This is a genomic window from Streptomyces sp. NPDC052225 (genome assembly GCF_040679615.1).
Lineage (GTDB): Bacteria > Actinomycetota > Actinomycetes > Streptomycetales > Streptomycetaceae > Streptomyces.
Genome location: NZ_JBFAVD010000005.1, coordinates 82,120 through 105,499, shown reverse-complemented (window position 1 = coordinate 105,499; position 23,380 = coordinate 82,120). Strand labels below are relative to the sequence as shown.

18 protein-coding genes are annotated in these 23,380 nt (G+C 72.3%); 15 read left to right on the top strand and 3 right to left on the bottom strand.

Annotated elements, in window-relative coordinates:
- Positions 1–107: 107 nt before the first annotated feature.
- From AB0L37_RS09880 to AB0L37_RS09855, 6 genes are all read left to right on the top strand, one after another.
- A complete protein-coding gene (locus AB0L37_RS09880; protein ID WP_365502275.1) occupies positions 108–1,127 on the top strand; it encodes a hydroxyacid dehydrogenase in 1,020 nt (339 codons plus the stop codon).
- A gap of 64 nt (positions 1,128–1,191) precedes the next feature.
- Positions 1,192–2,460: an extracellular solute-binding protein gene (locus tag AB0L37_RS09875; protein ID WP_365502273.1), complete on the top strand. Its 1,269-nt coding sequence runs from the start codon at positions 1,192–1,194 to the stop codon at positions 2,458–2,460.
- A complete protein-coding gene (locus tag AB0L37_RS09870) occupies positions 2,457–3,401 on the top strand; it encodes a sugar ABC transporter permease (protein WP_365502271.1) in 945 nt (314 codons plus the stop codon). Before AB0L37_RS09875 ends, AB0L37_RS09870 begins: the two co-directional genes overlap by 4 nt.
- Positions 3,398–4,309, top strand: a complete 912-nt coding sequence (locus AB0L37_RS09865; RefSeq protein WP_365502269.1) for a carbohydrate ABC transporter permease — start codon at positions 3,398–3,400, stop codon at positions 4,307–4,309. Before AB0L37_RS09870 ends, AB0L37_RS09865 begins: the two co-directional genes overlap by 4 nt.
- Positions 4,310–4,314: 5 nt before the next feature.
- Positions 4,315–5,040 (top strand): hypothetical protein, encoded by a 726-nt coding sequence (locus tag AB0L37_RS09860; RefSeq protein WP_365502267.1) that lies wholly within the window; start codon positions 4,315–4,317, stop codon positions 5,038–5,040.
- The gene (locus tag AB0L37_RS09855) at positions 5,030–6,724 is read left to right on the top strand and encodes a heparinase II/III family protein (RefSeq protein WP_365502265.1); all 1,695 of its coding nucleotides are present in this window, start codon (positions 5,030–5,032) and stop codon (positions 6,722–6,724) included. The genes AB0L37_RS09860 and AB0L37_RS09855 overlap by 11 nt, the downstream gene beginning before the upstream one ends.
- Before the next feature lie 3 nt (positions 6,725–6,727).
- Here the strand turns inward: AB0L37_RS09855 and AB0L37_RS09850 are convergent, their stop codons facing one another.
- Complete coding sequence (locus AB0L37_RS09850; protein WP_365502263.1) at positions 6,728–8,167, bottom strand: glycoside hydrolase; 1,440 nt, start codon at positions 8,165–8,167, stop codon at positions 6,728–6,730.
- Positions 8,168–8,388: 221 nt separating this feature from the next.
- Between AB0L37_RS09850 and AB0L37_RS09845 the strand changes: the two genes are divergently transcribed.
- Complete coding sequence (locus tag AB0L37_RS09845) at positions 8,389–9,087, top strand: CDGSH iron-sulfur domain-containing protein (protein ID WP_365502261.1); 699 nt, start codon at positions 8,389–8,391, stop codon at positions 9,085–9,087.
- Between the two features lie 1,565 nt (positions 9,088–10,652).
- Positions 10,653–11,609, top strand: coding sequence for an AAA family ATPase (locus tag AB0L37_RS09840; RefSeq protein WP_365502259.1), 957 nt, complete (start codon positions 10,653–10,655; stop codon positions 11,607–11,609).
- Positions 11,610–11,616: 7 nt separating this feature from the next.
- On the opposite strand, the gene AB0L37_RS09835 is transcribed toward AB0L37_RS09840, so the two are convergent.
- On the bottom strand, positions 11,617–12,429 hold the full coding sequence (locus tag AB0L37_RS09835) for a sugar isomerase (RefSeq protein ID WP_365502257.1): 813 nt from the start codon (positions 12,427–12,429) through the stop codon (positions 11,617–11,619).
- A 714-nt stretch (positions 12,430–13,143) separates the two neighbouring features.
- On the opposite strand from AB0L37_RS09835, the gene AB0L37_RS09830 reads away from it, so the two are divergent.
- Positions 13,144–14,028: a hypothetical protein gene (locus AB0L37_RS09830; RefSeq protein ID WP_365502256.1), complete on the top strand. Its 885-nt coding sequence runs from the start codon at positions 13,144–13,146 to the stop codon at positions 14,026–14,028.
- A gap of 33 nt (positions 14,029–14,061) precedes the next feature.
- On the opposite strand, the gene AB0L37_RS09825 is transcribed toward AB0L37_RS09830, so the two are convergent.
- Positions 14,062–15,117, bottom strand: coding sequence for a biotin/lipoate A/B protein ligase family protein (locus tag AB0L37_RS09825; protein ID WP_365502255.1), 1,056 nt, complete (start codon positions 15,115–15,117; stop codon positions 14,062–14,064).
- Between the two features lie 116 nt (positions 15,118–15,233).
- Here AB0L37_RS09825 and AB0L37_RS09820 point away from each other — a divergent pair, with 116 nt between their 5' ends.
- From AB0L37_RS09820 to AB0L37_RS09795, 6 genes are all read left to right on the top strand, one after another.
- A complete protein-coding gene (locus tag AB0L37_RS09820) occupies positions 15,234–15,821 on the top strand; it encodes a TetR/AcrR family transcriptional regulator (protein WP_365502253.1) in 588 nt (195 codons plus the stop codon).
- A 102-nt stretch (positions 15,822–15,923) separates the two neighbouring features.
- Positions 15,924–17,066, top strand: a complete 1,143-nt coding sequence (locus tag AB0L37_RS09815; RefSeq protein WP_365502251.1) for an agmatine deiminase family protein — start codon at positions 15,924–15,926, stop codon at positions 17,064–17,066.
- A 101-nt stretch (positions 17,067–17,167) separates the two neighbouring features.
- A complete protein-coding gene (locus tag AB0L37_RS09810) occupies positions 17,168–18,283 on the top strand; it encodes an LLM class flavin-dependent oxidoreductase (RefSeq protein WP_365502249.1) in 1,116 nt (371 codons plus the stop codon).
- Positions 18,280–19,098: an SDR family oxidoreductase gene (locus AB0L37_RS09805; RefSeq protein WP_365502247.1), complete on the top strand. Its 819-nt coding sequence runs from the start codon at positions 18,280–18,282 to the stop codon at positions 19,096–19,098. The genes AB0L37_RS09810 and AB0L37_RS09805 overlap by 4 nt, the downstream gene beginning before the upstream one ends.
- Positions 19,095–20,063 carry a GDSL-type esterase/lipase family protein gene (locus AB0L37_RS09800; RefSeq protein ID WP_365502245.1) on the top strand — a complete coding sequence of 323 codons (969 nt, stop codon included), beginning with the start codon at positions 19,095–19,097 and terminating at the stop codon, positions 20,061–20,063. Before AB0L37_RS09805 ends, AB0L37_RS09800 begins: the two co-directional genes overlap by 4 nt.
- A 159-nt stretch (positions 20,064–20,222) precedes the next feature.
- A complete protein-coding gene (locus AB0L37_RS09795) occupies positions 20,223–23,342 on the top strand; it encodes a glycoside hydrolase family 2 TIM barrel-domain containing protein (protein ID WP_365502243.1) in 3,120 nt (1,039 codons plus the stop codon).
- The last annotated feature ends 38 nt before the right edge of the window (positions 23,343–23,380 follow it).

Here is a 23,380-nt window from a genome sequence, read left to right as displayed (position 1 = left end):
GGGCGACCACTATCTCTTGCTCAGCGACTTCTGGCTGGAACTCGCCGGAAACACGGATGGCACCTGCTGTTTGAGCGGGTGCCCGGAGGCAGAGGAGCCCGCACCACATGCAGACCAAGGCCCGCGCTCTGGTCGTGATGAGCAGGTCCAGCTTCGAAGCCCACTTCGACGCGGACCGGCTGCGGCGCCTCGCCGACCTCGTGACCCTGGACGAGCCCTGCTGGACCGACGACCTGGACAGCGCGGCGGCGCGCGAACGGCTCGCCCGCGCCGACGTCCTCCTCACGTCGTGGGGGGCGCCCGCCCTCACCCCGCAGCGGCTCGCCGCGGCACCCCGCCTGCGGGCCGTGCTGCACGGCGCGGGCAGCGTCCGTGACCTGGTCGGGGACGAGGTGTGGCGGCGCGGGATCCGTGTCACCAGTGCCGCCGACGCCAACGCCGTACCGGTTGCCGAGTACACCCTCGCGGCGATCATCTTCGCCGGGAAGAAGGCCCCGTTCCTCGCCGCCGACGAGCAGCGGGCGTACGGCGGCTGGGGCTCGGTCAACGGCTACGGAGACCTGTCCAACTTCCGCAGGACCGTGGGCGTCGTCGGCTTCTCGCGGATCGGGCGGCAGGTCGTCGAGCTGCTCAAGGTGCTGCGCGGCACCACCGTCCTGGTCGCCGACCCGTACGCGGACCCGGACGAGGTGGCGCGGGCCGGTGCCACCCTCGTACCGCTGGAGGACATGCTGCCGCGGGTGCACGTCCTGTCGGTGCACGCGCCCGAGACGGCCGAGACGCACCACCTCATCGGGGCCGAGCAGCTGCGCAGGCTCCCCGACTTCGCGACCGTCATCAACACGGCCCGGGGCTCGCTCGTCGACTCCGAGGCGCTGGCCGCCGAGTGCGCCGCCCGCCGGCTCTTCGCGATCCTCGACGTCACCGACCCCGAGCCGCTGCCCGCCGACTCTCCGCTGCGCAGCCTCGCCCGCGTGATGATCACGCCGCACATCGCCGGGTCCCTGGGCAGCGAGATCGGCCGCCTGACCGATCACGTCCTCGACGAACTCGCCCGCTGGGTCGACCGCCGCCCGCTGCACGCCGAGATCACCGCGGAGAGCTGGGCCCTCGGCCTCAGCGCCTGATCCACCCGCACCCGTTCACCGTCCCCAACCGCTCCATCCGTGAGCTCAAAGGAGAGCCGCCGACATGAAGTTGAAGAAGAACCTCGCCCGCATCGCGCCGCTGGTCGTCGCCGCGACCCTCACCGCCACCGCCTGCGACGCCAGCGGCACGGACAGCACCTCGTCGTCGAACGGCAAGACCGTCGTCAAGATCGCGCTGTGGAACTACAAGACCACGCCCGAGTTCAAGGCCCTCATCGACGGCTTCGAGGCGAAGAACCCGTCGATCGACGTCCAGCCGGTCGACATCCTCGCCGACAGCTACCCGGACAAGATCACCACGATGCTGGCGGGCGGTGACACCACCGACATCCTGACGATGAAGAACGTCACCGACTACTCCCGCTACGCGACCCGCGGCCAGCTCCTGCCGCTGACCGACGAGGCGGCCAAGCTGGACAAGGCCTCGTACTCCGGGCTCAGCGACTACGACCTCCAGGGCAAGTACTACGCGCTGCCCTACCGCTCCGACTTCTGGGTCCTCTTCTACAACAAGGACATGGTCGGCGACACGGACCTGTCCAAGCTGACCTGGGACGACTACGCGAAGCTGGCGAAGCGGTTCACCAAGGGCTCCGGCTCCGACAAGGTCTACGGCACCTACCTGCACGTCTGGCGCTCCGTCGTCCAGGCGATCTCCTCGGCGCAGACCGGCGGCGACCAGCTCGGCGGCGACTACGCGTTCTTCAAGGACCAGTACGAGATGGCGCTCGGCCTGCAGAAGGCGAAGGCGACCATGCCGTTCTCCACCGCCTCCAGCAACCAGATCACGTACGACTCCCAGCTGACCACCGGCAAGGCCGCCATGGTCCCGATGGGGTCCTGGTGGGCGGCCGCGCTGCTCGCCGAGGCGAAGCAGGGCAAGAACGACATCAAGTGGGGCATGGCCCCGATGCCGCAGATCAAGAACGACGGCAAGACCGTCACCTTCGGCTCGCCGACCGCGTTCGCCGTCAACAAGAAGGCCAAGAACGCGGACGCCGCCAAGAAGTTCGTCACCTGGGCCTCGGGACCCGAGGGCGCCGCCGCCGTCGCGAAGATCGGCGTCACGCCCGCCTACACCAGCGACAAGATCCTCGACACCTTCTTCGGCGTCGAGGGCATGCCGAACGACGAGCTGTCCCGTACGGCCATGCAGCCCTCCACGGTGAAGCTGGAGATGCCGGTCAGCGACAAGTCCTCCGACATCGACCAGATCCTCAAGGAGGAGCACGAGATGATCATGAGCGGGGAGAAGTCGGTCGACGCGGGCATCAAGGAGATGGACAGCCGCGTGAAGGACGAAGTCCAGTGAGTGTCGTCTCCCCGCCCACCACGAAGCACGTGTCCACCGGCGCTTCCGCGGCCCACCAGGCCGCCGCGAAGCGCCGGCGGCGCCGCACCACCCTGCTCGGCTGGTCGTTCATCCTCCCCAACTTCCTGGGGTTCGCCGCCCTCACCCTCGTCCCGGTGATCGGCGCGCTCGCGATGTCCTTCACCGACTGGGACTCGTACTCCACCCCGCAGTGGGTGGGCCTCGACAACTTCGAGCGGCTGTGGAACGACTCCAACTTCTGGGCCGCGCTGCAGAACACCTTCTACTACGCGGCCGGACACATCCCGCTCACGCTCGTGGTCTCGCTCGGCCTCGCCGTGCTGCTCAACCAGAAGCTGCGCGGCGTGCGCGTGCTGCGGACCGCGTTCTTCTTCCCGTACATCACCTCGCTCGTCGCCGTCGCGGTGGTCTGGAACATGCTGCTGAGCCCCGAGTCGGGCCCGGTCAACCAGTTCCTCACCTTCCTCGGCATCGACAACCCGCCGGGCTGGACCAGCGACCAGGACTGGGCGATGCCCGCGCTGATCGTGGCGAGCGTGTGGCGGGACATGGGCTACTACATGGTCCTGTTCCTGGCCGGGCTCCAGACGATCCCGGCCGAGCTGTACGAGGCGGCCCGGATGGACGGGGCGGGCCCCTGGCAGCGGTTCTGGCACGTCACGCTGCCGGGGCTGCGGCCGACGACCTTCTTCGTCACCGTCATGGTCACGGTCTCCAGCTTCAAGGTCTTCGACCTGGTGCAGGTGATGACCGAGGGCGGCCCGGGCCGGTCCACCCTCGTCCTGTCCCAGCTGATCTTCCGTGAGGGCATCACGCAGGGCCGCTTCGGCTACGCCTCGGCGGTGTCCCTCGCGCTCTTCCTGATCTGCCTCGTGATCACCGTGATCCAGTTCCAGATGCAGCGAAGGAGCGAGCGATGAACACCACCGTGCTGCGCAAGGACGCCGACGCGCCCGCGGACCCGGCGCCCGCCGACGCTCCGGCCGAACACCGTGCCGGCGGCGGCGCGGTGGCGGTCGCCGGACGGATCGCCCTGTACGTCCTGCTCACCGTCGTCGCGCTCGGCGTCCTGCTGCCGTTCATCTGGATGCTGATCTCGTCGGTCAAGGACGACCGCGACGTCTTCACGGTGCCGATCCAGTGGATCCCCGAAGAGTTCAAGTGGAGCAATTTCACCGACATCTGGACGCGGGTCCCGTTCGCCGCCTACCTCGGCAACTCGTTCTTCCTGAGTGTCGTCATCACGTTCCTCCAGGTCCTCACCGGCAGCTTCGCGGCGTACGGCTTCGCGAAGATGCGCTTCCCGGGCCGCGACCTGCTCTTCACCGGCTACATCGCGACGATCGCCGTGCCGTGGCAGGCGTACATGGTGCCGCAGTACGTGATCATGCAGAAGCTCGGTCTGGTCAACTCCTATACGTCACTGATCCTGTTGCAGGCCTTCGGCGCGTTCGGCGTCTTCCTGATGCGGCAGTTCTATCTGACGATCCCGGACGAGATCAGCGAGGCGGCCCGCCTCGACGGCCTCACCGAGTACGGCATCTGGGCGCGGATCGTGCTCCCGCTCTCCAAGCCGGCCCTCGCGAGCCTCGCGCTGCTGACGTTCGTGAACACCTGGAACGACTACATGGGCCCGTTCATCTACCTCACGGACAACCGCCTGTGGACCGTCCAGTTGGGGCTGCGCGCCTTCATCGGCCAGTACGACGCCGAGTCGGCGATGATCATGACGGGCTCGGTGCTTTCCGTGGTGCCGGTCCTCGCCGTGTTCCTGCTCGGTCAGCGCTACTTCGTGCGCGGCATCGCGACCACCGGTGTGAAGGGCTGAGACGGATGGCGACGACGGAGGGGGCCGCGCGCCGGCCCCGGCTCAACGTGGCATACGGCTCATGGGAGTTGATCTGGTCCCACGTCCACCGGGTCCTGGTCGTCAACCTCGGTATCGCGGTGACGAACCTGCCGCTCCTGCTCGCGCTCCAGGTGAGCCACCAGCCGTGGCGCCACCCGGTGTTCTTCGGGCTGTTGCTCCTTGTGCTGCCGGGTCCTTCGGTCGCCGCCGCGTTCGCGTACCTCGGTGCGACGGTCGGGGCGTCGGATTCCGGGGAGGGGCAGGTTCCCGTACGGGTCTTCGTCGCCGCCTACCGACGGCTGTTCCGGCGCGCGGTGCTGGTGTCGGCGCCGTTCGTGCTGCTCGTCGTCGCGGCCGTCGCGGACGTCGTGACGCTGCGAACATCCGCGCTGGGAGCGGCAGTTGTGCCGATGGCGCTGATGGTCGCGCTGGTGGCGCTCGTCGCGTGGCCGGTGGCGCTCGCGCAGGTGGCCGGGGGAGGCGCGGTGGGGCGCAGGCTCTTCCTGCTGGCGCCGTACGCCGCGCTGCGCCACCCGCTGCTCACCCTCATGAACCTGGTCCTCGCGGCGGTGGCCCTGCTCCTGGTCAACCAGGCGCCCCTGATGGGGCTTGCGGTGCTGCCCGGGTGCGTGCTGTTCGTGGTGGGGCGCAACTGCCAGATAATGAAGGAGTTCTCCGAGCGGAACGAGGGGGTCGCGCATGGGCACTGACGAGGTGGCGGAGCTGCGACGCCGGGTCCGCGAGGCGGCCGGCGCCGCGCGGGGGGCGCCCATGCCGGAGCTGCCCTTCTCCGCGTACCGCCGCTTCGACGACGACGGCGACCGCCTCGCCTACGAGGAGCTGTACTTCCGGCGCCGCGCCCACGTGACCGCCCTCGCCGCCGAGGCGCTGATCGACGAGAAGGCCCAACTCGACGCTCTGGCGGACGCGTTGTGGTCCGTGTGCGACGAGTACACCTGGGCGCTGCCCGCCCACGAGATGCACGCCACGCACTTCGGGCGCGGCATGGACCAGTGCCTCGACCTGTTCGCCGCGCTCACCGCGCAGCTCCTCGCGGAGACCGTCCGGATGTGCGGCGACCGGCTCGATCCCCGGGTCGCCGCGCGCGTGCGCACCCAGGTGGACCACCGGGTCCTGTCCCTCCTCGCCGACGACGACCGGCCGCTCCTGTGGGAGGGCTGGGACCACAACTGGGCTGCCGTGTGCGGAGGGTGCACCGGTCTCGCCGCGCTCGCGCTGTGGGAGCCGGGACCGCGACTGACGCGGGTCCTCGACCGCTGCCGCGCCGCGCAACTGACGTATCTCGGCGGATTCGGCGCGGACGGCGGCTGCGCCGAGGGGGTCGACTACTGGGTCTTCGGGTTCGCGCACTTCGTGTACTTCGCGCAAGGGCTGCGGGAGTTCGGCGGCGACGACCTCCTCGCGCATCCCACGGCACGGGCCGTCGCCGGGTTCCCCGCGGCGGTGCATCTGGGCGGCGGACTCTTCCCTGCGTTCTCCGACGCGGGGGAGCGGACGCGCGTACCGGCCGGCCTCGCGGCGCTCCTCGCCCGACGCCTCGACGCCCACGTCCCGGCCGAGGCGATCGGGTGGGACCTGGCGCGGGACTGGGCGGATCTGTCCAGGACGCTGCGCTGGGCCGCCGACGGCCCCGGGCCGACGCCCCCGCCGGCCTTCGGCACCACGTACCTCCCCGACCTCGCCTGGGTCGTCGACCGCGGTCCCGGCGCGGCCTTCGCGGCCAAGGGCGGCCACAACGCGGAGCCGCACAACCACAACGACCTCGGTCAGTTCGTCCTCGCGGCGGGGGGCGAGGTGCTCCTCGCCGACCTCGGAGCCGGCGAGTACCGCAAGGGCTACTTCGACGACGCCACCCGGTACGACTTCCTGCACGCCCGGTCCCACGCGCACTCCGTGCCCCGCGTCGACGGCGGCGAACAGTCCGCCGGACGTGGGCACGAGGCGCGGGTGCGGGAGTGCCGACCCACCTCCGAGGGAGTCGAGTTCACCGTCGAACTCGCCGGAGCGTACGAGGTGGACGGCCTGACCGGACTGGTCCGCTCCTTCACCTGGCGCCGTGACGCAGGCGAGTTGCTGCTCGTGGACGAGGTGGAGGCGGAGCGGCCCCTGCCCCTGGAGGAGGTGTTCGTCAGCCGCCTGCGCCCGGACGTCCGGGCGGACGGTGTCGTGTGGACGGGGCGCGCGGCGCAGGCCCGGCTGTGGCTGCCGGACGACCGCGCCGCGCACGTCGAGGTCGAGACGGTGCGCACCACCGACCACGACGGCGCCCCCGACACGGTCCATCTCCTGCGGATCCGGCACGAGTTGACGCGGCGTCGGACCCGCCTGGAGCACCCCTTCACGGTCGCAGCGGTGGAAACGGACAGGCCCTAGCGGTCAGTCGAGCACGACGGTCACCACCGACCGGGCCGGGAGCTCCGCCGTCAGACGGCCGTGGGAGACGTGCGCGAGCCCGTCCACCGCCGTCACGTCGTGCGCGCCGTCCGTCAGATACGCCGTCGCCTCGTGCCCCTTGGCCGCCTTCAGCGCCAGGTCGGTGGTGGTCGCCGTCGACCCGGTGTTGATGAGCACGGCGACGTCGCTGCCGTCCGTGTTGCGGTACGCCGACACGCGCACCGTGTCCTTGCCGGACGCGGCGTCCACGCGGACCGCACCCGGGCGGATGAACCTGCTGTACGCCGTCATCGCCCGCAGCCGCGTCGAGACCTCGTAGGAGTCGCCGTCCATGCGGATCAGCGCCGCGGTGTTGCCGATCGAGGCGCCCAGCCAGAAGAGATAGGCGGAGGCATCGGCGTCGGCCAGTGCCTCGTGGATGCGCTCGGCCACGTACAGACCGGCCGCGTTCGTGCCGTCGTCCCACTTGCTGGGCCACACCCCGGTGCCCGCCCACTCCGACATCCAGGTCGGCTTCGGACTGTCGACCAGCGGGCTGGTGGGGAAGGAGGCGTAACTGTGGGCGCTGTACGCGCTGACCTCCTTCTCGGCCTTCGGGTCGGCGGCGATGGCCGCGGCGTAGGCCTTGCCCTGGTCCCAGCCGAAACTGTCGCAGCAGTACAGGTTCGTGCCCGGGGCCTTGGCCCGCAGCACCGGCCCGATCGCCTTGACCGCGTCCACCGCCTGCGCGGGCGAGAAGAGCATGGACGCGTACGGGGCGTTCCAGTCGGGCTCGTTGGTGAAGTTCAGGTCCGTGATGCGGATCCCTTCCTTCTTGTAGAACTTCACGTACTGCGCGAGATACGTGGCGTACGCCTCGCGCCAGTCGCCGCTCGCGCACTCGGCGCCGACGACGCCGCACAGCGTGCCGCCGTTCGCGTCGGAGCCGTTCGTCTTCATGTAGCCGGGGGCGCTCCACGCGTCCGCGATGAACCGCTTCACCCCGTACTTCCGGGCCTCCTTGGCGAGCCAGACCTGGCCGCCGTCGTTGCCGTCCCACTGGTAGGTGAGCGGTTCGTCGGGGCTCGCGGGGGCGTTCGGCGCGATCGTCCGCATGTGGTCGTACACCTCGTCCGTGGACGAGCCGACGCCGAGTCGCAGCATGCTCAGGCCGGCGCCCTTCTCGCGCGAGAACAGCTGCTCGACGATCTGGTCGCCCTTCTCGGCGGGCATTCCCTTCAGGCCGTGGATGACGGCGGCGCGCTGGAACGCCTCCGAGACGCCGAACCCGTCGATGCGCTGGTGCCGGGCCGAGAAGTCGATGCTGCCCGCGCCGTCGTCGGCGCCGGCCGTGGTCGCGCCCGGCAGGACGAGGGCCGCGCAGGACAGGGCGGTGACGCCGGCGAGCAGGCCGATACGGACACGTCTGGGCTTGGACGGCATGCGAGGTACTCCCGTAGGTCTGGGGCGAAGTGAGGTGGCTGCGGGGGGAGTTGTGCGTGCGTGCTCCAGGTAAGGTCGCCAGCGCCGGGCAATCTGTCAAGGCCGTTGACAAATTCGGTGACGAGGTCGAGGGGGCCGTTCGACGGGCCGATCGGGTGGCCGGGTCCGGCAGCCGCGCGTCGGCGCCCCGGGGCCGTGCGGTGCGGCCCGAGCATGTGCGCATGACAGAACCAGCACAGACCCCGGGCCGCGTCGTCAGGGTCACGGAGAACGGCCCGTACGAGGTGGCCGGCGGGGTGCCGCTGACCCGGCAGCAGATCGTCGCCGACGAGGCCGGGGACTCCGTGGCCTGGCGGGAGACGCGCACGTACGAAACGCCGGAGGAGCCGTACTACCTGTGCCGGTGCGGGCATTCGGGCGCGAAGCCGTTCTGCGACGGCACGCATCAGCGCATCGGATTCGACGGCGGTGAGGAGCCGGCCGCGCGGGCGCCGTACCTGGAACAGGCCGGGGAGGAGGACGGGCCCGAACTCACGCTCACCGACGCGGAACGGCTGTGCGCCTTCGCCCGCTTCTGCGACGTGCAGGGGTCGATCTGGCGGCAGGTCCAGGAACCCGGCACCGCCGACGCCGTCACGGCCGAGGCCGGCAACTGCCCCTCGGGCCGCCTCGTCGCCTGGAACCTCGCCGTACGCGCCGCGCTCGAACCGTCGCTGCCCGAGTCCATCGGCGTCGTGGACGATCCGCAGGAGAAGGTCGCGGGTCCGCTGTGGGTGCGGGGCGGCGTCCCCGTCGTGGCCGCGGACGGAACACCGTACGAGGTACGCAACCGGGTCACGCTCTGCCGCTGCGGCGCCTCCCGCAACAAGCCGTTCTGTGACGGTTCGCACGCCTCCATCGGGTTCCGCGACGACAGTTGACGGTGCGGGACGGCCTCCGACGTGGAGGGACCGTGAGCGTCCGGGCGCCCGGGACGGGGGGATTCGGGCCGATGGTAGGTTCGGGCGTGTGACCGCGTGATGTCCGCGGGGACGGTGAGCCGTACGGTGCTGAGCGAACGCCTTCGCGTGAGGTGACGGGGATGACGACTTCGGGCGAGCGGCAGGACGAGGTCCTGCCCGACCTCAACACACCTGCGGAGCCGCCGACTTCGTCCGGCCCTCGCCTCCCGTTGCCGGTGCGCAACCCCGACGAGGAGCGCCCGCACCCCGGCCGCCGCCGCGTCTCCCGCCGCACCCCGGGCGCGGACCCGATCCCGCACACACCGACGCGGGCGACTCCGTTCCCGACGGGGAAGGGGTTGTCGGCGCGGCTCACGCGACGCGGGGCGACACCGGACTCCGCGGCCGGTCCCTCGGCGGGGGACCCGTCCAGGGAGCCCGGGGGGTCGTCCGCGGGGGCTGAGTCTGTGGCGGGCCGGTCCGAGGAGGGGCAGGGCGCGCGGGGCGGGCTCGGCGGGGCTGGGGCGTCGTCCGCGCCCGACACTTCTGCCGAGGTCGGGCTGCCGTCCGTGCCGGGCGCTTCTGCCGAGGCCGGGGCGTCGTCCGTGTCCGAGGCCTCCGTCGGGGCTGGGGCGCCGTCCGCGCGGGGCGTTTCCGTTGAGGCCGGGGCGCCATCCGCGCCCGACGCCTCCGTGGGGGCCGGGCAGCCCTCCGCGCCGGATGCCCCTGTCGAGGCCGGGGCGCTGTCCGCGCCGGGCGCTTCCGTCGGAGCGGGGGGATTGTCCGTGCCGGACATCACCGTTGGGGCCGAGCTTCCGTCCGTGTCCGACGTCTCCGTCGGCGCTGGGGCGCCGCCTGCGCGGGGCATTTCGGTTGAGGCCGGGGCGCTGCCTGTGCGGGACGCTTCCGCCGCGGCCGGGCTGCCCTCCGTTCCTGACTCCTCCGTTGAGGCCGAGCCGCCGTCCGTGTCCGACGGCTCCCCCGGGGCTGGGGCGCCGTCCGTGCGGGACGTTTCCGTCCAAGCCGGGCCGTTGTCCGTGCGGGACCCTTCCGCTGCGGCCGGGCTGCCCTCCGTTCCCGACGCTTCCGTCGAGGTCGGGGCGCCGTCCGTGCCGGGCACCACCGTCGAGGTACAAGAGCCGTCCGTGCCGGATGCTTCCGTCGAGGTCGGACAGCCGTCCGCTCCGGGCGTGACCGCCGGGGCCGCATCGGCATCCGCGCCCGATGCTTCTGTCGAGGCCGGGCTGCCGTCCGGGCCGGGCGCTTCCGTCGAGGTCGGGCAGCCGTCCGCTCCGGGTGCGCGTGTCGAGGCCGGGGTGTCATCCGCGTCCGGCGCCGAGCCGATGGGCGCTCCCGGCGCCCCGGTCGAGGGAGCGGCTCACCCGCCCATGCCGTCGGCCCCGCCTCCGCAGGGTGCGGCCGGTGCCGTGCCGTCTTCGGCTCGGGCCGGCTCCCCGCAGAGCGCTGCTGCCCCGCCGGCACCCAACCCCCTCCCGGGCCAGCCCCTCCCCGCACCGTTCACTCCCACGGCCCCCGGCCCCGTCGTGCGTCAGCCCCGTCAGGCTGCCCGGCTCGCCGCCGTCGCGCCGCACCCCGTGCCGACGCTCGATCCGCGGCTCGGGCTCGCGCTCGGGGCGCCCCAGCACGGGGACTCGGTGGTCCGGCGGTCGGGGAAGGGGCTGCGCAAGCTGGCGTCGTCCGCCGCGCGGGAGGCGGCCGAGGAGGCGCGGCTCGCCGGCTGGCTGCGGCAGCCCGTGGGGACGGGCCGGGTGATCGCGGTGACGTCGATCCGCGGCGGCGTCGGCAAGACGACGACCGCGGCGCTGCTCGCCCGCACCCTCAACCACTACCGCCAGGACCCGGTGCTCGCCCTGGAGGCGGACTCCGCGCTCGGCACCCTCGCCGTCCGTATGGGCGCCGAGTCGGTGCGCTGGACCTGCGCCGACCTCGCCGCGATCGTCACGCCGTCGATGCAGATGGCCGACGTGACCGGGTACTTGGTGCCGGTGACGGACGGCGGCTGGCTGCTGCCCGCCAGCCAGGGCCGGCTCGGCGCACCGCTGGACATCCCCACCTACCGCAAGGTGACGCTGGCGCTGCGCCGCTACTTCGCCGTCACCGTCGTGGACTGCGAGACGCTGCCCGGCGAGGTCGCCCGTACCGCGATGGACACCGCGCACGCCCGCGTCGTCGTCGCCCCGCTCACGGCGGAGGGCGTCGGCGGCACCCGGATCGTCCTGGACTGGCTCGCCGGGCTCCCGCACGCGGCGCTCGCCTCCACCGTCGTCGCCCTGACGTCGAGCGCCCCCGACCCCAACCTCGACCTGAGCGCGGCCACCGCCCACCTCCGCGAGACCGGCGTCACCGTCGTGCACCTCCCGTACGACCGTCATCTCGCCGGCGGCGGCCCGATCAGGACCGACCACCTCGGCACCACCACCCGGGACGCGGCAGCGCAGTTGGCCGTCGAGGTGATGCAACGGGCGGTCCGGGTCGGCTGACCGCGGCTCAGGCCGCCGTCCGTGCCGCCCCCGCCAACGCCACCCGCTGCACCCGCACCAGCTCCGCCAGCGGATCGCGGGCCGACGTGATCAGGGTGCCGCCCGCGGCCTTGACCGCCGCGGTGAGGCGGTCGGGGGCCGTGCCGAAGACCCAGGTGATCTGGTCGGGGGACGGCGGTCCCGGGCGGTACTCGGGCTCCTGGTAGGCCTGGGCCCAGGTGCCCGCGTTGTCGCGCATCAGCTGGGCCGCGGCCTCCGCCAGACCGTAGGTCCAGCCCGTGCCGAGGAACGTGAACTGCCGCGCGCCGAACAGGATGTGGGGCAGGGGCTCCTCTATGGCCTCCTGCGCGTCGTCCGTGGCGTCGTCCATGTTCTCGCCCAGGTGGGCGCGGAGCAGGGCGAGGACCGTGGTCGGGAAACGGGTGGCCGGCGTCGTGGAGGGCTCCGCCGTGAAGTCGAGGCGCAGGGTGTGGTCCGCGATGTCGGGGGCGTCGGGCGCCGCCGTGATGACGACGCTCGGCACGCTGCCGTGCACCTTGCCGAGCAGCCGCAGCATCACCGGGGCCGCGCCGGTGCGGGTCAGGGCCACGATCCGGTCGTACTCGCGCCCGTACAGGAACGCGGACGCGCTGAACGCGTCGGTCTCGCCGTGCCCGCCCGCCTCACGCAGCGCCGCGTACGCCTGCGCCATCGCGTACGAGGCGCCGGAGCCGACGACCGCCACGCGCTCACCGCGACGCGGCAGCAACGCCCGGTGCTTCGCGGCGAGTTCCGCCGCGCGCGTCCAGCAGTCCGGCTGCCCCTCGTATCCGCTCCCCATGCTCCCCATGCCCCATGACCCCCGGCTGTCCACCGTCGTGCGGTGCGGCCCCCTGCCGCGGTGAGGACGGTACTCGACGCGGGCCGCGCACGGGCGGCCGAGGTGGCGAAACTCGCAGGCGAAGGGGTGCGCGCGTGGGTCATGTTCGCGGCTGTGCACGGCGGGTGAGGCGGTGGGAGGGACCGGCAGGGGTGCGAACGAGGGCGGTCCGGTGGTGGCCGGGGACGGCGGCTCCGACCGGTTCGACGACGAGCCCGCGCGGTGGTCGGACCCGCTTCCCGCACGGCGCGACGCGGCTCGCGCGGCCGGATTCACGATGCCCCCGCGACGCCCGCACCGGCAGCCTCCTGAGCACAGTCGCCGCCGCACGCCCGGACGGCCGCGTCCTGGAACGGGGCACAGGCGTCGGCGAAGGCACCGCCTGGCTGCTCGACGGGATGGACGCGAGGGCGAGCCTGCTGAGCGTCGAACTGGGCGGTGCTACGCAGGAGTTGGCCCGTGCGCGGTTCGGGGCGACAGTCGCGTGGAGTGCGTGACCGCGGACGGCGGAAGCCGGCTTGAGCCGTACGCCGGGCCGCCGTTCGACCTCGTCTTCGCCGACACCCGGCCCGGCAGGTTCACCCACGGCTCGCCGCACGTCGACCCTGAGCCGAACGTTTCCGTTCCGTCCCGCGTCCAGGGGGCATGAGACGACTTCGTAGAGGTGGCAGAGCCGTGGGCGGGACGGCGGCGGCCGGTGCCGTGACCCTGGCCATGGCCCTGGTGGTGGGCGGCTGTTCGGCGGGGGAGCCCGTCCCGGAAGGGCTCGTGCTCAAGGCGTCGGGGGCGCCCCCGGCACCGTACGACGGACCCCTCAAGGCGAAGACGCCCTCCTGGATCGGTGAGGACAGCCCACTTGAGGGCGGCGGCGCCGCGGTGCGGGCCCTGGAGTGCGCCGGCAAGCCGATGCAGGCGGGTACCGGCGGCGACTGGGGCAGCGGCGACGGCGCGTACGGGGCGCCTGACCAGGCCCTCGCCGCGTACGTGGGGGACCAGTTCTGGCGGATCCTGCCCGAGCGCGGTTACCGGGCCGAGCGGCGCACCAAGAGCCGAGTCCTGTACTCGTACGACGTCGGCGGGCGGACCCGGGCCGCCGTGATCGTCGTCAAGGACCGGCGGAAGAAGCCGGGTTGGGACATGGAGACCTTCGCGATGTGCGACCCGTCCGAGTTCCGCGCGAAGGAGCGGGCAGGGCTCGAGATGCGTGTGTGGGAGGACCGGCGGGGGCGGCCCGTGTCCACGTCGCTGGTGGAGAGTTCGATGGGGCCCGAGCACTGCGACTGGCAGTCCGTGGAGTTCCTGTACCTGGACCGGGCCAAGGATCCGCACGATCGCGGCGCGCAGTATCTCCGGGACCCGGACGGGCAGTTGACCGACTTCGAGGGGCTCGTCTCGTCGTACGCGCGCGATGTCCCGCTGCCCGCCGACGCCGTCGACACCGGCTACCGCCACGACGGCCGCGAACTGTGGCTCGCGCGCGACAGGTCCGTCGCGTACGTGAAGACCGACGGGCGCGTCGAGCGGTGGCCCGGGACGAAGGAGCCCGTCGCCTGCATGTGACCCGGACCCTCATGGACAGGCCGCCCGCCCGGGTCACGGCACCCGGGCCGTCCATTCCCGCGTACCGAACTTGGTGCGCACCAGCTCCTGCGCCCGAGCCATCTCCGCGTCGGTCACCGTGCCCTCGGTCAGCCCGTACCGCCCGCGGAACGAGTCGATCATGCGGGCGATGACCTCCTCGCGGGGCAGTCCCGTCTGCCGGCGCAGCGGGTCGACGCGCTTCTTCGCGCTCTTCGTCCCCTTGTCGGAGAGCTTCTCGCGGCCGATCCGCAGCACCTCGACCATCTTGTCCGCGTCGATGTCGTAGGACATGGTCACGTGGTGCAGGACCGCGCCCTGCCCGGCCGCGAGCCGCTTCTGCGCGGCGCCCGCGACCTTGCCGACCTCGGTCGCGATGTCGTTCAGCGGCTGGTACCAGGCCTTGATGCCCATGTCGGCGAGCGCGCCGAGCACCCAGTCGTCGAGATACGCGTACGAGTCCTGGAAGGAGAGGCCGGAGACCAGGGACTGCGGGACCGCGAGCGAGTACGTGATCGTGGACTTCGGCTCCGCGAACATCGCGCCGCCGCCGGAGATCCGGCGCACGACCGTGACCCCGTGCCGCTCGACGCCCTCGGGGTCGACCTCGTTGCGCAGCGACTGGAAGCTGCCGATGATCACCGCGGGGCGGTCCCATTCCCACACGCGCAGGGTCGGCGGGCGACGGCCGAGCGCGACCTCTTCCGTCATCACCTCGTCCAGCGCCATGTGCAGGACGGGGGACTGGGGCGCGTCGTGGACGAGCTGCCAGTCGTAGTCGCGCCAGTCGGTGGCCCGGGCGAGGGCGCGGCGCACGGCGACGGCGACGCTCTGCGCGCTGAAGCCGAAGAGCACCGCACCCGGCGGCAGGGCCGCCTCGATCCGGGCCGCGAGAGCGGCCGCGTCCGCCTCCGCCGGGGCGCCTTCGAGCGCCCGGTCGATGTCGGCCAGCGCCTCGTCGGGTTCCAGGAAGAAGTCACCGGACACCCGGACATCGCGCAGCAGACCGTCCTCGACCTCCACGTCGACGACCACCAGCTTGCCGCCGGGCACCTTGTATTCGCCGTGCACCGCTCACCGTCCCTGCCCGCCGCAACCGAGCGGCGATCACTGAGTTCACGGTAACTCCGCGGCGCGGATCATGGGCGGGGGCGGCGCGGCAGGCCCCTGGACCTGGCCCTAGGGTGATGACCGTGGCGGACCGGAAGACAGCGATCATGGAGGCGGCCGCGCGGGTCATCGCCCGGCGCGGGGTGCGCGGGCTGCGCGTGGAGGAGCTGGCGGCCGAGGCCGGGGTGTCCACGGCGCTGATCTACTACCACTTCAAGGACCGGGCCGGCATTCTGCGCCGGACGCTGGAGTTCATCAACGACCGCGCCGCGCACTACACCACCGACCGCGCCCCGGACGCCGCCCCGCTCGACCCGCGCGAGGAGCTGGAGCAGACGCTGCTCCTCGAACTCCAGGACGTCGACGTCGTACGGGAGAACAGCGCCGCGTGGGGCGAGCTGCGGGCCACCGCGATGTTCGAGCCGGAGCTGCGCGACGCCCTGGCCGAGGCCACGCGGGTCTGGGTGCGGGAGGTCGCGGCCCTCCTGGGCGATCTGCGCCCGACGGCCGCCGCGGCCGCACTCACGGTCGCCGCCGAGCGGCTCACCGCGCTGGTGGAAGGGGTCAGCATGCGCTGGCTGAGCGGCACCCTGCCGCTGGAGCGCGCCCGCGAGCTGACGCGGGACGCGATCGAGGCGGAGCTGGAGCGGCTCGGCGGCCCGTGAGGTCGAGGGCGTTGCCCTGCCCGCCGACGCGTCCCTCCATGTTTGACTGAAAATTCAGTCAATGCCACAGTGGCGCGACCGTCACCCCCCTTGGAGCCGTCGATGCCCCGCCCCCTCTTCTGCCGCCGCACGGCGCTGCGCTCGCTCGCCGGCGCCGGTGCCGGAGGTGTCCTGGGCCTCGGGTCCACTGCCTGCGGTCCGAACGACGCCACCCGCGAGGAGCCGCGCCGTCGCTTCGGCGCCGAGTGGGAGAGCCATGCCCGTACGTTCATGTCGTGGCCCGCGCTCGACTCGGTGTGGGGCGAGGATCTGAACGCCGTACGGGCGGACATCGCGCGCGTGGCGCGGGCGATCGGTGACTACGAGCCGGTCGTGGTGATGGCCCGCGCCGAGCAGCTCGCCGCCGCCCAGCGGGCGTGCGGCGCGCAGGTCGAGGTGATCCCGCTGACGGTCGACGACCTGTGGGCCCGCGACACGGTGCCCGTGTTCGTCGAGGAGGGCGGGGCGTCCGGCCGGGTGCTCGGCGTCGACCTGAACTTCAGCGGCTGGGGCGGCAAGCAGACGCACATGCACGACGCACGGGTCGGGGAGCGCCTGCTCGCGGAGTACGGCATCGCCAGGACCGTGGCCCCCCTGGTCGCCGAGGGCGGCTCCTTCGAGACCGACGGGGAGGGCACGCTGCTGGTCACCGAGAGCTCGGTCGTGAACCGGAACCGCAACCCCGGCAAGAGCCGCGACGGGATCGAGGCCGAACTGAAGAGCAGCCTCGGGGTGTCGAAGGTGATCTGGTTCCAGGGCGTCAAGGGCCAGGACATCACCGACGCGCACGTCGACAGCATCGCCCGGTTCACCGCGCCGGGCGTCGTCCTCGTCGACCAGGCGTTCCCCGGCGGCCCGCCGGACGTCTGGTCCCGCGCCGCCGACCAGGCGCGCCGCGTCCTGAGGGAGGCGACCGACGCCCGGGGCAAGGGCATCGAGGTGATCGACCTGCCGCAGCCCGACCCGTACGAGATCACCGGGAGCGGCGACGACTTCGTCTCCACGTACGCCAACTTCTACGTCGCCAACGACGCCGTGTTCATGCCGCGCTTCGGCGACGCGAAGGCCGACGACCGCGCCCGCGGCATCCTCCGGGACCACTTCCCCGACCGGGAGGTCGTGCCCGTGCGGATCGACGCCATCGCCTCCGGCGGGGGCGGCATCCACTGCTCGACCCACGACCAGCCGGGCCGCCCGGCCGAGTGAGCGGCCGCTCACCAGCGCCTCTTGACACTTCGTCAGATCTCCCGCATGGTCCCCGAGCACCGGTACCCGCGAGCATCCGTACCCGCCGGAGGAGTTCCGCGATGGACCTCGATGTGCTGTACGAGATCGACGTGCCCAAGCCCTGGAACGGCGCCCATCCGCACGGGCAGCGCGCCGCCGAGCAGCGCGCCTACCGCGAGGCCGTCGAGCAGATCCGGCTCGCCGACCGGATGGGGTTCCGTACCGTGTGGGCCGTCGAGCACCACTTCAGGGAAGGCCGCTCGCACTGTCCCGCACCCGAGGTGCTGCTCGGGCATCTGGCCGCGCTCACCGAACGGATCCGGCTCGGTTTCGGGGTGACGCTCGCGCCGTTCGGGTTCACGCCGCCGCAGCGGATCGCCGAGAAGGTCGCCGCCGTCGACGTCCTGTCCGAGGGGCGCGTCGAGTGGGGGACCGGGCGCTCCACGCCCATGGAGCAGACCGCGTTCGGCGTCGACCGGGAGCAGTCGCGGGCCGACTGGCGCGAGGCGATCGAGATCGTCACCGGCATGTGGCGCGAGGAGTACTTCCAGTACGCGTCCGAACGCTTCCGCTTCCCGCGCCGCATGGTCACCCCGAAGCCCGTGCAGGACCCGCATCCGCCGTGCTGGATGGCGGCCACCTCGCCCGGCTCCGCGGAGGTCGCGGGCGCGGCGGGGCTCGGGCTGCTCTCCTTCTCGATCATGCAGCCGCTGGAGGCGATGGGGGCCCAGGTCGCCGCGTACCGGGCGGCCGCGCGCACGCCGAGCCCGATCACGGACGTGACGACGGACCGGGTCGCCGCCTACACCCTCGTGCACGCCGCCGACCGGCCCTCCGCCCGCGTCTGGGACTCGGTCGCCTGGTGGTACCGCAACCTCGCCCAGTTCACCCTCGACTGGGAGCTGCCCCATCTCACCCCGGAGGAGCGTGAGCGCACGTTCCCGTTCCTCACGCCGATCATCGAAGGGAACGTGCCCGTCGCCGACTTCGACGCCGGCGACATGATCCTCATCGGCGACGCGGACACGATCGTGCGCAAGGCCAAGCGGTACGCGGACCTCGGTATCGACCAGCTCATCTGCTACGTCCAGTGGGGTTATCTGCAACACCAGGAGATCCTGCGCACCATCGAGGTGCTCGGCAAGGAGGTCATCCCGGAACTGGCCGCGTACAAGCCGAGGGCGGCCGCCTCATGAATCTCGTCCCCGACCCGCTCGACACCACCCCGGTCCCCGACTACGCCGCCCTGCACCGCCTCGACGGCCGCGCCTTCGTCCTGCTCGGCGCCGGCAACGGCATCGGGCGCCAGACCGCCCACGCGCTCACCGCGGCCGGGGCGCGCGTCCTGTGCGTCGACATCGACAAGGAGCGCGCCCACGCCGTCGCCGCCGGGACCGGCGGGATCCCGTACGTCGCCGACGTCACACGCCGCGCCGACGTCGGCGAGCTCTTCGCCTACGCGGAACGGGAGTTGGGGGAGGTCGGCGGCGTCGTGGACATCGTCGGAATGGCCCGGTACGCGGCGCTCGACGCCCTCGACGACGACGAATGGGACTGGCACTTCTCGATGGTCCTGCGGCACGCCTGGCTCGCGGTGCAGTACGGAGCGGCCGCTCTCGCGCGGGCGGGCGGCGGCCCGCTGGTCTTCGTCGCGTCGGTCTCCGGGCTGACCGCGGCGCCGCTGCACGGCGCGTACGGCGCGGCCAAGGCGGGCCTGATGTCGCTGGTGCGCACGGCCGCCGTCGAGTTCGGGCCGCGCGCCGTACGGGTCAACGCCGTCGCCCCCGGTGTCGTGTGGACCCCTCGCGTGGCCGGGCTGCTCGGTGACGAGGGGCGCGCCCGCAACGCCGCGAACGCCCCGCTCGGCCGGGTCGCCGCACCCGCCGACATCGCCGCCGCCCTGCTCTTCCTCGCCTCGCCGCTCTCCTCGTACGTCACCGGGCAGACGCTGGTCGTGGACGGTGGCGCCGGCGTGAAGTTCCCGTATCCGACGATCGGCGACGCGCCGTGACGCCGGTGCGGCCGTATCTGCGCGGGGCCGCCTGGTGGGGCGACGACGGGCGGCCCGTGCGCGCCGATCCGGCGGACCGCGACCGGCTGCCCGGCGACACCTGGGGGCGGGCCCTCGTACCGGCCGGGGTGCGCCTGGAGTTCACGGCGCGCGGGGTGCGCGAGGTCGAGATCGCGTACGAGGGCCTGGAGCGGGCGGCGGCCGATCGGTACCGCACGGACCCGCCCGTGTTCACACTCCTTGATGGCAGCGGGCTGGTGTGCCAGGAAACAGGGGCCGACATCGGACGGCACACCGTACGACTGTCGCTGCCACGCCCGGACGGCACGTACACCGTCCAACTCCCGGAGGTCCTGCGGCCGTTGGTCCGTGACCTGCTTCCGGTCGGCGGCGGTGCCCTCGAACCCGTCGCGCCGAAGCCGCGCTGGCTCGTCTACGGCGACTCCATCGCCGAGGGCTGGATCGCGTCCCGGCCGCACCTCGCCTGGCCCGCCGTCGCCGGACGCGCGCTCGGCGTCGAGGACGTGAACCTCGGCTACGCGGGAGCGGCCCGCGGCGAGATCGCCTCCGCACAGCAACTCGCCGCGCTGGAGGCCGACGTGCTCACCGTCGCGTTCGGCACCAACTGCTGGTCGCGTACGCCGCACTCGGCGCCGCTCCTGTACGAGACGACCCGCGCCTTCCTGGCCGTCGTCCGCGCGGGCCACCCACAGGCCCCGCTGCTGGTCGTCTCCCCGGTGCCGCGCCCCGACGCCGAGACCACCCGTAACGAACTCGGCGCCACGCTCGGCGAGTTGAGGGACGCTGTCGAGGCCGCGGCGCGCGACGCCGTACGGGACGGCGACAAGCGGCTGACCCTCCTGCCCGGAGGTGCCCTGCTCGGCCCCGAGCACCTGGCCGATGGCGTCCACCCCGGGGACGAGGGCCACGCGCTGCTCGCGCGGGCGGTGGCGAGCAGCCTGTGATCGTGCGCACTCCGTGAACAACGGTCAGCCACATGAACATCAACAGGATCACCAACTGCATTCGGCAAGGCCCTTGACGATTCCCTGTCCGAAGCCGAAGGGTTCTGTGAGGCCAAGTTGGCTTCTGGTGAATCATGTTCGCTTCGAGGGGACCCGCTCATGCCTGTCACCCGTAGATCCGTGCTGGCCGCGGGCGCTGCCGCGCCGCTGGCCGGGACGCTCGCCGCACCCTCCGTGGCCCGCGCCGCCGACCGCACAGGGCCCGTCGGCCGGCGCACCGTCGAACTCACCGACGGTTGGCGGTTCGCGCTGGTCAGCCCGGACGGCATCACCGATCCGACCGGCGCCTACGCCGACGCCGAGCAGTCCGGACACGACGACGGCGACTGGCGCACCGTCGCCGTCCCGCACGACTGGAGCATCGAGCAGACCCCGACCGCCGAGCACAACACGACCAGCGGCACCGGGTTCCTGCCGGGCGGGCTCGGCTGGTACCGCAAGACGTTCACCGTGCCCGCCGACTACGCGGGCAAGCGGATCTCCGTCGAGTTCGACGGCGTGTACATGGACGCGAACGTCTACGTGAACGGCGAGCTGGTGGTCAACCACCCCTACGGATACACCGGGTTCGCGCACGACATCACCGACCTGCTGCACATCGACGGCACGACCGCCAACGTCCTGGCCGTCGAGGTCCGCAACCGGCTGCCCAGCAGCCGCTGGTACTCCGGCAGCGGCATCTACCGCCACGCCCGGCTCGTGGTCACCGAACCGGTGCGCGTCGACCGCTGGGGCACCTTCGTCACCACGCCGGACCTGGCCGCCACCCTGGAGAAGGGGTACGCGACGGTCGACGTACGGACCACCGTGGTCGGCGAGGCCGGTGCGGCCCGCGACGTCACCGTCGTCTCCACGGTCCGCGACCCCAAGGGGCGCCGCGTCGCCCGTACCGAGTCCGTCCTCGCGGCGGTGGCGGGCGACGGGAGGACCGCGCACGATCAACTCACCCTCAAGGACCCGCAGTTGTGGTCCGTCGAGACTCCGGAGCACCGCTACACGCTCGTCACGGACCTCCGTGTCGACGGCCGCACCGTCGACACGTACCGCACCCGCTTCGGCGTCCGCCACGCCGTCTTCGACCCGGAGAGGGGGTTCTCGCTCAACGGCGCCCACGCCAAGATCAAGGGCGTCGACCTCCACCACGACCTCGGCGCACTCGGTGCGGCCGTCCAGGTCGACGCCGTACGGCGCCAGTTGGCCATCATGAAGAGCATGGGCGTCAACGCCCTGCGCACCTCCCACAACCCGCCCGCGCCCGAAGTGATCGAGGCGTGCGAGGACCTCGGGATCGTCATGCTCGTCGAGGCCTTCGACTGCTGGCGCACCGGCAAGAACCGCTACGACTACGGGCGGTTCTTCGACGCGCACGCGGACGGCGACATCGCCGAGATGGTGCGCGCCGCCCGCAACTCGCCCGCCGTCGTCCTGTGGTCCATCGGCAACGAGATCCCCGACTCGACCCGCACCGAGGGCATCGCCATGGCGAAGCGCCTCGTCGCCGGCATCAAGGCGCTCGACACGACACGCCCGATCGTCATCGGCTCCGACAAGTACCGCTCGCTGCCCGCGGCCGGTTCGCCCGCCGACCAGATCCTCGCCGAGCTCGACGGCCTCGGCCTCAACTACAACACCGCGGCCTCGGTCGACGCGCTGCACGCCCGCTACCCGCACCTGTTCCTCTTCGAGTCCGAGTCGTCGTCGGAGACGTCGAGCCGTGGCACGTACCAGGAGCCGGAGCACCTCAACACCGGTGAGAACCACACGCCCGGCAAGCGCGCCACCTCCAGTTACGACAACAACCTCGCCTCGTGGACGATGAGCGGCGAGTACGGCCTGAAGAAGGACCGCGACCGGCGCTTCTTCGCCGGTGAGTTCCTCTGGTCCGGCATCGACTACATCGGCGAGCCGACGCCGTACGACGTGTTCCCCGTCAAGGCGTCCTTCTTCGGCGCGGTCGACACCGCCGGGTTCCCGAAAGACATGTACCACCTCTTCCGCAGCCAGTGGACGCACGAGCCGATGGTGCATCTGCTGCCCATGGACTGGACGACCCACAAGGCGGGCGAGGAGGTGGAGGTGTGGGCGTACGCGAACGTCGCCGACGTGGAGCTGTTCCTCAACGGCCGTTCCCTGGGCGTGCGTTCCTTCGACGAGAAGAAGACGGCCGACGGTCGTACGTATCTGGAGACCACGGAGGCCACCGGTGACGACAAGACCGTCACGGGCGGTCCGTACCCCGGCAGCTACACCTCGCCGGGCGGCAGTGCGGGCAAGCTGCACCTGACGTGGAAAGTCCCGTACACGGCCGGTGAGTTGAAGGCAGTGGCCCGCCGGGGCGGCAAGGTCGTGGCGACGGACGTGCTGCGCACGGCGGGCGCGCCGCACGCGGTCCGGCTGACGGCCGACCGCAAGTCCGCCCGTGCCGACGGCCGTTCGCTCGTCTTCGTCACCGCCGAGGTGGTCGACGCGCGTGGTGTCGTCGTGCCCGACGCGGCGCGGCTCCTCGAATTCGCCGTCGAGGGCGGCGAGTTGGCAGGTGTCGACAACGGCCGGCAGGAGAGCGCCGAGCGCTATCAGGCCAGCACCCGGACCACCTTCCACGGGCTCGCCCTCGCGATGGTGCGGGCCGGCACCGAGCCGGGCACGCTCACCGTCACCGCACGCGCCGAAGGGCTGCGCGCGGGGAAGGTGTCCGTGCGCGTCACCGGACCGGCGGGCGGCCCGGTGACACCGGCCGAGCCGTTCGCACCCGACCCGGGACCGGGCCCCGTGAAGTACCCGCACGCGGACGCCAGTTACTCGGGGGCGGCCAAGACCCTGCCCGCCGCGATGCTCGACGGCGACCCCGCCACGCAGTGGTCGAACGCCTTCCAGAAGTCGGCCACCGCGCTCCTGCCCGCCTTCGACGGCGCCCGCCCCTCCGACTGGGTCTCGGTCACATGGGACCGGGAGCGTGCCCTCGGCCGCGTGGAAGTGTCCTTCGTGGTCGACGCCCGGCATTCGCTGCCCGCCGCGATCGATGTGGAGGTGGGGGACGGCGACGCCTACCGGGCCGTGCCCGGCGTCGACATCGACTGGGCGGACGCGTCCGGCGCGCCCACCGTGCTCACCTTCGACGCCGTACGCGGCAGGCGGCTCCGTCTGACGATGACCAGCCGCGAACCCGGCAGGGCGGCGGGCGCGTTCGGCATCACGGCCCTGGACGTCGCCGAGTCCTGACGCGGGCCCCGGCCGCCCCGACCCTTATTTGGTAAGGC